We start from the raw sequence: 9,001 nt of genomic DNA on the forward strand, positions 1-9,001 counted from the left end.
GCAAAATCTCCGCCAGTAACCAACAGGCCTTTGTATCCGCCTCAGCCCGATGGGAAACACCTACATCAAAGTTAAAGTGCTTAACCAGGTTTGGCAAACTACGCGAAGGCAGATCTGCCAGCATCAACCGCGATAGCAGCACCGTACAAAAACGATGGCTGGGGGGACGGTAGTAGCTCACATCCAGCCGCTTATACTCAGACTGGAGAAACCCATAGTCAAAATCAAGGTTATGGGCGGTCAGCACATCCTGACGGAGCAGAGGTTCATAATCGGCCCACACCTCCTCTGGAAAGGGTGCCTTGCTAACCATGGCGGTGTTAATGCCAGTGATTTTGGTAATAAAGGGCGGCACTTTCCCTGTGGGGTTAATCAGCGAGGTTTCCTGCTGGAGGATGCCATCGATAAGGTTCGCTTTGATGACGGAAACTTCGATCACATTGGACTTGTAGGCAACGGAGCCGGTGGTTTCCACGTCAACGACAGTTAGGGTGGACTGGCTCACCCGCCGATAAAAGGCCAGCAGCTGCTTGGACAAAAGGGAGGATTGACCCTGGTATTTTTTCCCCGACGGGTTAGCGGCCATATTCAGTGGCAAGGACAGCGTCGTCATTGTAACGCTGCAGGCCGACTAATCCACGTTCGCAGCAAACAGCTGCACTGATTTCTGGGCCGTTTTAGTATCTTCGGTCTGCTGCCAAATTTCTTGATAGACCTGCTCCCCAATAGTGAGTTCAGATTCCAACGGGGCGTCAATGGCCCGAGACGCAGTTTTCATCACTAGACATGGTTCAAACGTGCCGTAGCGAGACGTTTGCTGTAGCGGTTCAGACTCATTGGTAACCCCAATATGCTGGGCTCTAAATCCACGGCGAGGGGCATCCAGTAACAGCCAGTAGGGATACTCAAAGGAGATATTTTCAAATACCATGCCGACGTTGGTACAACTTTGGCTGCTGATCTCCTGAGCTGCATTGGTATAGATCTGTTCTAGCTGAGGCTGAGTGGTAAAGTACTGGGCCGGTCTCGGGGTAGCCAAAATACTGTTTTCCCCTGCCAGTGGTCGCACCTGATTGTTAAACACCCACTGGAATGACAGCAGTACCAAAACTAGGGTGAGAACATTGACTACCCGGCGGTTTAGAGAGTTGCCAATGACGGTACCCACCAGGGCTGCAAACAAAATAAAAATGGGCAAATGTAAACGACAGCGGGGGGTGGACCAGGTTAGCAGCTGGCAAAAAAGCAGAAACGCGCCAGTGGTGGTGAGCCAGTAGAAAAATAACCGGCGGCGCTGTTGTAAACGACCATTGATTAGCAACAGTCCAGTTGCGATAAAAATTATCAGCAAATGTAGCGGATTGCCAGCTTTGTCTTCATTGAAGGAAAGACCTGGCACATAAAACCGAGACTCCCTGGCACTGGTGGTGAGCGGGTCGCTCACGTCCACACCGAGAATGTCGTGCAAAATGGTGATGAGCTTTTCAATGATACCGGTGATGGGGGTGATCACCCCTTCCAGGTGCAGATTTCTGACGATGTCGGCATGGAGGGCCAGGTTTCTGACCACGTTGGAAATCAGGTACTTGAGACCAAAGGCGGCACCTGTTTCATCCCCCGGTGAGCCCAGGGGTGAACCAAATAGGAGAAAGTTACGTAAATAGTGACCGCCGTTGATGGCGATGACAATGGCGAGCACCCCCACCATGGGTTTGACCATCTGCCAGCCGAGGCGTCTAATGCCCCACAGCAGCAGCCAAAGACAAAACGGCAGGGCATAGATATAGGCCGTACCCTTGGATAAAATCGCCAGTCCCAGGCTGGCCCCCAGACAGACTAGCAGCAGCGGTCTGAGGCCCTGACGCATGGTGACCAGAGCAAAGTAGACAAAGCACACCATCCACAGGGCAACGACATGGTCATTGTTGGTGCTGGAGCCCTGGAGCACGGCCATGGGCATGGTGACGGCAAAAATTCCGGCTAGAATCTGACCGTTGCGGCGTGCTCCTAGCTCTTTGGCAATCAGGGAGACGCCAAACAGGCTGCCAATCATGCTCACCCATTGGACACAGCCGCTGAGGCGATCGCTGTGGCTGAGAATTTGGAGATGTGCGATCGCAAACTCAGACCAAGGATTTTGATACAGCTGGAAGATATTGTGGCTGGGATAATGGGCCACACTACCATTCTGAATCCAGTGCATCACCCGACTCAGGTGGTACTCCATCGAATCAGAATGATTGGGAGCCGCTATCACCGCTGTCATCCCAATGGCCAGCAGAGCTAAGGTCACCCCCACCGTCGAGAGTTTGAGCGTGACAGGCAGGTCAATAAAGCGATCGGCACCGAGCCAACGCCCCGGTGCCGCTTTCAACAATCGAAATCCATCGGCCCGCCAGAGGAAAACAGCCAGCCCAGCGGTTATCCCCAGCCAGGCAAGGGACAAAAGAACTCCGTTAAAACCACCGACCAAGCTCAACACCTCAGTCAGCACAGTGACGATGACCGCCCATGCCATCAGCCCAGCTAACAAGGCTTCCCGTCTGTAGTGAAAAAGCCGAGAGCTGATGAGCACCAGCAGAACAAGACTCGCTATAGGTAAGATGACCGCCATTTTTAGCAACTATGAATACGATTACGAAATATTGAGAGATATCGTCAATGTCTAGGGCATGATGCCATTTGGGTACCCACCTGGTGAACAAGGTTTAACATTGAGCGGTGGTTTGCCCGTCAGGCCGCTCGTAACAGGCGAAAAATCGGCCAGAATCACCGATTGCTATCTCAATTACAGTCCAACTGACCGCAACATAGGATAATTTTAGGATTCGTTGACAAACGGGTTCTACCATGGCAGCAAAACAGTCGCCTCGGCATAAGCATATTGTTTTAACCTCCCATCCAGGTAATTTTGGCCAAAGACCTCTAGAAATTAAGTGGGGGCATGGGGATCCCAATGAACGCGGACCGATTATTGCCACCTTGGGCAATCGCGCCCATCGCAATGTCATCGGCACCCACTCCGGTGGCTATGCGGTGTATCGAGCCTTAGCCATCGCCAGCGGTAATTTAGAAAGTGACCACCGGGCCGATCTCACCAATACCGCCCCGACGGTGTCCATTGGTCCCTACCCTAGCTGGGCCGCCCCCGATAAGATTATCTCCCTCGACCCCTTTGGCACCCTGGATCAAAATCTGTTTGCCGATCTGAGGGCCGATGGCTACGACATTCGACCGTCCATCGCCATTACTAAAGCCCATATCAATATCCCTGAACTTCAGGAAGCAGTCACCCAAGGCCGCGTCAAAGTAGATGGCAAAATCCTCAAGCCAGGCGGGGAGCTAGTGGCCACCAAGGCTGCCATTGAGCCAGTGTGGCATTTGCCAGGCATTGCCAAACGGTTTGGCGTCGAGGAAAGCGACCTGCGCCGCACCCTGTTTGAACAGACCGGGGGCATGTTTCCGGAGCTGGTAACACGGCCTGACCTGCAGGTATTTTTACCCCCCATTGGCGGCCACACGGTTTATATTCTCGGTGATGTCGATGCTATCACTGACCCGAATCGTCCCTTGGCCGTACGGATCCACGATGAGTGTAATGGGTCCGATGTATTTGGCTCGGATATTTGTACCTGTCGCCCTTATCTGGTCCACGGCATTGAGGTGGCGTTAGAAACGGCCCAAGCCGGGGGGGCCGGGGTGGTGATCTACGCCCGCAAAGAAGGCCGAGCCCTGGGGGAGGTCACCAAGTTCTTGGTGTACAACGCCCGCAAACGTCAGGAGGGGGGCGATCGCGCCGACACCTACTTTACCCGCACCGAATGTGTGGCGGGGGTGCAGGATATGCGGTTTCAAGAGCTGATGCCGGATGTGATGCACTGGCTGGGGATGACCCGAATTGACCAGTTTGTCTCCATGAGTAACCTCAAGTACGATGCCATTACCCAGTCTGGAATTGAAATCGTTGAGCGGATCTCCATCCCTGAGGAGCTGATTCCCGCCGATGCCCAGGTGGAAATGAAGGCGAAAAAAGCGGCAGGCTACTACACCGAGGGCGAAGTGCCCGATGAGACGGTACTGACTCAAACCATCGGTCGTCAGTACGAGGATGTGTGATGGCCTCCCCAGAACAGACATTAGAACAGACCGCCGTTGCTTATTTACAGCAGCCCCAGGCTATTCGCGATCGCACCCACCAGCTCTTTACCCTTTGCCAGACGGACCAGCTCGAGCATTTCACCTGCGACCTCTCTAAGTTGGACGCCGTCGCCGCCTATGTTGTCGACACCACCCAGCAGCGCTATCCCCAGTTTGAGGTTCCCTTTCACAGCCGCTGGCGTCACTTTAACGCAGGCGGCGTCGAGCGCCTGCACCCGCCCCTAGCGTTGCCTGAGGCGGGAGAGAATACCCCAGAAAATACAGAGGCCGCCAAAGCCCAGCTGGACCTGGCCATTATCAGCGTTTTACTCGACGCCGGAGCCGGTAGCCAGTGGCGCTATCAGGACATCGCCACTGAGCAAATCCTAGGTCGTTCAGAAGGTCTCGCTGTGGCCAGTCTGCGGGGCTTTGAACAGGGCTTCTTTTCCTCGGATCCGGTCTCACTCCATCAGGCAGATGCCGCTGGTTTGCAGCAGCTGACTGCCGGAGACCTGGCTCAGGTGTTTCAGGTCAGGGAGGAGAACCCCCTCATAGGGCTGTCTGGTCGGCTTACCCTGCTGCATCAGCTGGGGGCTGCCCTGGCTGGATCACCTGGGCGATTTGGCCCTAACGGCAGACCCGGCAACCTGCTAGATTACTGGACCGAGCGCTACGGGCACACCCTGGATGCGGGCATCCTGCTCACCGAGGTTCTCACCAGTTTTGGTTCCATTTGGCCCGGTCGTGTCACACTGGGCAGCGTCAACCTGGGGGATGTCTGGTCCCATCCAGCCCTACCCAAAACCGGTCCTGGTAGCAATCTGGTACCGTTTCATAAACTCTCCCAGTGGTTAACCTATTCCCTGGTTGAACCCCTGAGCACCGCTGGTGTCACCGTCACCAATCTCAATGCCCTGACCGGTCTCGCTGAATACCGCAACGGAGGTCTGTGCGTTGATTCGGGGCTGCTGATACCCAAGTATCCAGAGGTCACGACCACCACCCATGCCCCCAGCTCGCCAGTCGTGGTGGAGTGGCGAGCCCTAACGGTGGTGATGCTGGACAAGATTGGCGACTGTGTACGTCAGCTACTGCATAAATCGCCTGAAGAGCTGCCGTTGATCAAAGTGTTGGAAGGGGGTACCTGGGCCGCCGGACGTCGTATCGCTAGGCAGCTACGTCCTACGGGGGTGCCTCCCATCACTATTCAAAGCGACGGTACTGTCTTTTAAGACTAATCTGAACAACCGCTCCCTTTCCCCTTCCCCCTTTCCCGACCTTATCAGACTGCATACATCCCAACCGGACCCCCTATAGCCGTCTTTAGAAACTCTCTTGCAATGAACCATCTGTTAACCCTCATTGAGCATCCCTTAATTCAGCATAAGCTCACCCTGATGCGGCAAAAAGACACTAGCACCGCTAAGTTTCGACAGCTGTTAGAAGAGATTAGTCTGCTGTTGGCCTATGAGGTCACCCGTGAGCTGCCGATGGAAAAGGTCTCCATCGAAACACCCTTTGCCACCATGGATGCCCCCATGCTGTCGGGAAAAAAGCTGGTACTGATTTCAATCATGCGCGCTGGCCAGGGAATTTTGGACGGCATGCTCAAGCTGATTCCATCGGCGCGGGTGGGACACATCGGTCTCTACCGCGATCCTAGAATGCTGATGCCGGTGGAGTACTATTTTAAGGTGCCCAACGATGTAAATGAGCGGGAAATGCTGATTGTTGACCCGATGATTGCCACGGGCAATAGTGCGATCGCAGCCGTTCATCGTCTCAAAGAAACCCGTCCCCAGTCGATTAAATTTGTCTGTCTTCTAGCCGCACCCGAAGGGATCACTAAATTCCACGAAGAGCATCCCGATGTGCCTATTTTTACCGCTGCCATTGATAGCAAACTCGATGAGCAAGGCTATATTCTGCCAGGTCTAGGAGATGCCGGTGACAGAATGTTTGGAACTCACTAGAGAGAGAGATTTGAGCTAATGAAACAACTACAAAACTATATCGCCGGGGCATGGCACCTATCCAAAACCACCGACTATCTAGATGTCATTAATCCTGCTACCAACAGCGTGCTCGCAGAAGTACCTTTATCCCTAGCTAGTGACCTGGACCAGGCTGTCGCCAGTGCTGCTGACGCATTTACGACCTGGCGACGGATTCCCGCCACAGAAAGAATCCAATATTTATTTAAACTCAAAACGCTGCTAGAAGACCACCGAGACGACATTGCCCAAACAATTACAGAAGAATGTGGCAAAACCCTTAAAGAATCCCAGGGAGAGCTGCAGCGGGCAATTGAAAATGTTGAGGTAGCCTGTGGCATTCCCACCCTGATGCAGGGCATCAACTCAGAAGACATTGCCCGAGGCATCGACGAAATCATGATTCGTCAGCCCCTGGGGGTGGTGGGCATTATTGCCCCCTTTAACTTTCCGGCGATGATTCCGTTTTGGTTTTTTCCCTACGCCATTGCCTGCGGCAACACCTGCATCATCAAGCCATCGGAAAAGGTGCCCCAGACGCTGCAAAAAATTGTGGAGCTGATTCACCAAACGGAGCTGCCATCCGGGGTGGTCAACCTGGTCCACGGCAGCAAGACCGTCGTTGACGCCATGTTAGACCATCCTACAGTTAAGGCCATTAGCTTTGTGGGGTCCAGTCCAGTGGCGCGATACATCTACAGTCGCGCGGCGGAGACGGGTAAGCGAGTGCAGTGTCAGGGCGGAGCCAAAAACCCGGTGGTGATTTTGCCCGACGCCGACCTAGAAATGACCACCCGGATTGTGGCAGACAGCGCTTTTGGCTGTGCGGGGCAGCGGTGTTTGGCAGCCTCTCTAGCGATTACGGTGGGTACGGTTAAGGCAGACTTTACCGATGCCATTGTCGAAGCCGCCCAGCAGCGGGTGGTGGGCAATGGTCTAGAACCAGGCGTACAAATGGGAGCGGTGATTAATCAGGGCAGTTGCGATCGCATCCACACCCTGATCCAAACCGGCATTGACGAGGGCGGTAAACTCCTGGTCGATGGTCGTAATCCCAACATCCCCGGCTATGGGGGCAGCTTTGTCCGTCCCACCCTGCTGCAGGATGTCCCCCTGCAAGGCAACATCGCCACCACCGAAATTTTTGGTCCCGTTCTGGGGCTACTCCACGCCGACACCCTGGACGACGCCATTACCCTGGTTAACCAAAGTCGCTGGGGTAACATGGCCTGTCTGTTTACTAACTCCGGTGCCGCCGCCCGCAAGTTTCGCTACGAAGCCGAAGCTGGCAATATCGGCATCAATATTGGTGTTGCTGCCCCCATGGCCTTCTTTCCCTTTAGCGGTTGGAAAGAGAGTTTCTATGGCGATCTCCACGGCCAGAGTCAGCACGCCGTTGAGTTCTTTACCCAGACAAAAGTTGTCGTCGAACGCTGGCCTAAAGAATGGTCACGACAGTTTTAAGGTAACTTTAAGGCACCCTATCATTAACTACTGGCGACGGCAAAGTTCAACCTCGTTAGCAAGAATGCGGACATCGTAGTTGGCCAGAAAGTCTTGGCCCAGGAGACCCGCAGACAAGTTGGACGCGATCGCAACCTGCACATTCATCGCTATCGCTGACTGTACCTGTATCGACCGCACCCAGCCACTACTAATCGGCACCGCTGGTTCTCCTGGAATTCGTAAAAAGCCTCCTGGTGTTCCCTTGATTCCTAGCCCCGATGCCATCGAGCCCGTAATAATTGTGCGGGGCGAATCCTGCTGCAGCAACATATCAAACGACCGCCGATCGTTCAACCGCACTTCAATCACCGGCATGCCCGACTGCATCGCCTTAATCGGCACCCGAATCAGTCGCGCTGCCGCCTTTTCTCCAGCCAACGCCTGACGGATGGCCTCTGCTCGGTCCTGGGCTACTTTCTGCGCGCGCCAATTTCCCTGATCTAGCCATAGCGACGCGGCCTGCTGATAGTCCTCTAGCGCTTCTTTGCCAGACTGTACCGATGCCCGCGCCTCATACAGTTCAGCCGATGGCTGCATTGCGATCGCATTGGCATAATCCTTAAATGCACTGTCTATATCCCCCAGTTGCTGATAGGCCTGTCCCCGTATCGTCAGCCGCTCTGCTGTTGCCTCTGTTTTGATCAACTCAGTCATCGCCTTCATCGCCCCGTGGGCATCCCCCAGCGCTAGTCGAATTTTGGCCTGTTGTAGCTGCACCCAGGGTTCCGCCGGGGCCAGCTGCTGCAGCCTGCTCAGATCCTTGGTTGCTGCTTCGTAGCGATGGAGCTGGGCCTGGAGATAGGCGCGATCGCACAGTGCTTCTAGATGGTCTGGGTCAATGCCTAACAACCAATTTAGATCCTCCAATGCCTGTCTTAACAACCCCTGGGTTACTTTCTCTCTTGCCCGCTGTAAAAATTCTGTTGGTGACACCATAGGGGGCGGGGTGTTGCCAACAGACGGGGGTGCGGTCGGCACGACTGGCTGATTTAATTCTGTCTGTAGCTGATTAGCCTGTTCCAAACAATCAGTTGCATTGGTCTTATCTTTTTGTGCCAGATATAGCTTAGTGGCGGCCTTATAAGCGGCGATTGCCGCTTGGAGTTGGCCTAGTTGACGATAAACCTTTCCCAACAATCGCTGTGCGGAGGCTAGCTGAGCATCTAGTTTTAACGCCTGCTGGGCATCGATAATGGCCGATGACGGTGTGGCTGTAGTGACGTAGGCTAGGGCACGACCCAGATAGGCCAGGGCGGTAGGTTCGCGGTTAATGACTTTGGTATAGTCGGCAATGGCTCCGGCGCTATCGCCGATTTTGAGGCGTGTTTGTGCCCGTAGTTTGTAGGCTTCAGTCTGTTGTGAGT

The 9,001-nt window shown here is 54.3% G+C and carries 7 protein-coding genes; 4 read left to right on the plus strand and 3 right to left on the minus strand.

Features of this window, described 5'->3' with window-relative positions:
- Both IQ260_RS22420 and IQ260_RS22425 read right to left on the minus strand, forming a co-directional pair.
- A partial coding sequence (locus tag IQ260_RS22420; RefSeq protein ID WP_228016349.1) for a 3'-5' exonuclease occupies positions 1-613 on the minus strand: 613 nt, incomplete at its 3' end.
- A gap of 18 nt (positions 614-631) precedes the next feature.
- Positions 632-2,614 carry an ArnT family glycosyltransferase gene (locus tag IQ260_RS22425; RefSeq protein WP_193995313.1) on the minus strand — a complete coding sequence of 661 codons (1,983 nt, stop codon included), beginning with the start codon at positions 2,612-2,614 and terminating at the stop codon, positions 632-634.
- Between the two features lie 236 nt (positions 2,615-2,850).
- Between IQ260_RS22425 and IQ260_RS22430 the strand changes: the two genes are divergently transcribed.
- The 4 genes from IQ260_RS22430 (at position 2,851) to IQ260_RS22445 (ending at position 7,595) form a co-directional block, all read left to right on the plus strand.
- Positions 2,851-4,116, plus strand: coding sequence for a GTP cyclohydrolase II (locus IQ260_RS22430; RefSeq protein ID WP_193995314.1), 1,266 nt, complete (start codon positions 2,851-2,853; stop codon positions 4,114-4,116).
- The gene (locus IQ260_RS22435; protein WP_193995315.1) at positions 4,116-5,369 is read left to right on the plus strand and encodes a URC4/urg3 family protein; all 1,254 of its coding nucleotides are present in this window, start codon (positions 4,116-4,118) and stop codon (positions 5,367-5,369) included. The genes IQ260_RS22430 and IQ260_RS22435 overlap by 1 nt, the downstream gene beginning before the upstream one ends.
- A gap of 108 nt (positions 5,370-5,477) precedes the next feature.
- On the plus strand, positions 5,478-6,110 hold the full coding sequence (gene upp / locus IQ260_RS22440; protein ID WP_193995316.1) for a uracil phosphoribosyltransferase: 633 nt from the start codon (positions 5,478-5,480) through the stop codon (positions 6,108-6,110).
- Between the two features lie 18 nt (positions 6,111-6,128).
- Entirely contained in the window at positions 6,129-7,595 is a 1,467-nt protein-coding gene (locus IQ260_RS22445) for a CoA-acylating methylmalonate-semialdehyde dehydrogenase (protein ID WP_193995317.1), read from the plus strand.
- Between the two features lie 27 nt (positions 7,596-7,622).
- On the opposite strand, the gene IQ260_RS22450 is transcribed toward IQ260_RS22445, so the two are convergent.
- A partial coding sequence (locus IQ260_RS22450) for a tetratricopeptide repeat protein (RefSeq protein ID WP_193995318.1) occupies positions 7,623-9,001 on the minus strand: 1,379 nt, incomplete at its 5' end.

It is taken from the genome of Leptolyngbya cf. ectocarpi LEGE 11479 (assembly GCF_015207065.1).
Taxonomy (GTDB): domain Bacteria; phylum Cyanobacteriota; class Cyanobacteriia; order Phormidesmidales; family Phormidesmidaceae; genus Leptothoe; species Leptothoe ectocarpi.

What these genes read in the sequence shown, in the direction of transcription:
- IQ260_RS22425 (WP_193995313.1), bottom strand. Translation starts at nt 2,614, where the DNA reads ATGGCGGTCATCTTACCTATAGCGAGTCTTGTTCTGCTGGTGCTCATC.
- IQ260_RS22430 (WP_193995314.1), top strand. Translation starts at nt 2,851, where the DNA reads ATGGCAGCAAAACAGTCGCCTCGGCATAAGCATATTGTTTTAACCTCC.
- IQ260_RS22435 (WP_193995315.1), top strand. Translation starts at nt 4,116, where the DNA reads ATGGCCTCCCCAGAACAGACATTAGAACAGACCGCCGTTGCTTATTTA.
- upp (WP_193995316.1), top strand. Translation starts at nt 5,478, where the DNA reads ATGAACCATCTGTTAACCCTCATTGAGCATCCCTTAATTCAGCATAAG.
- IQ260_RS22445 (WP_193995317.1), top strand. Translation starts at nt 6,129, where the DNA reads ATGAAACAACTACAAAACTATATCGCCGGGGCATGGCACCTATCCAAA.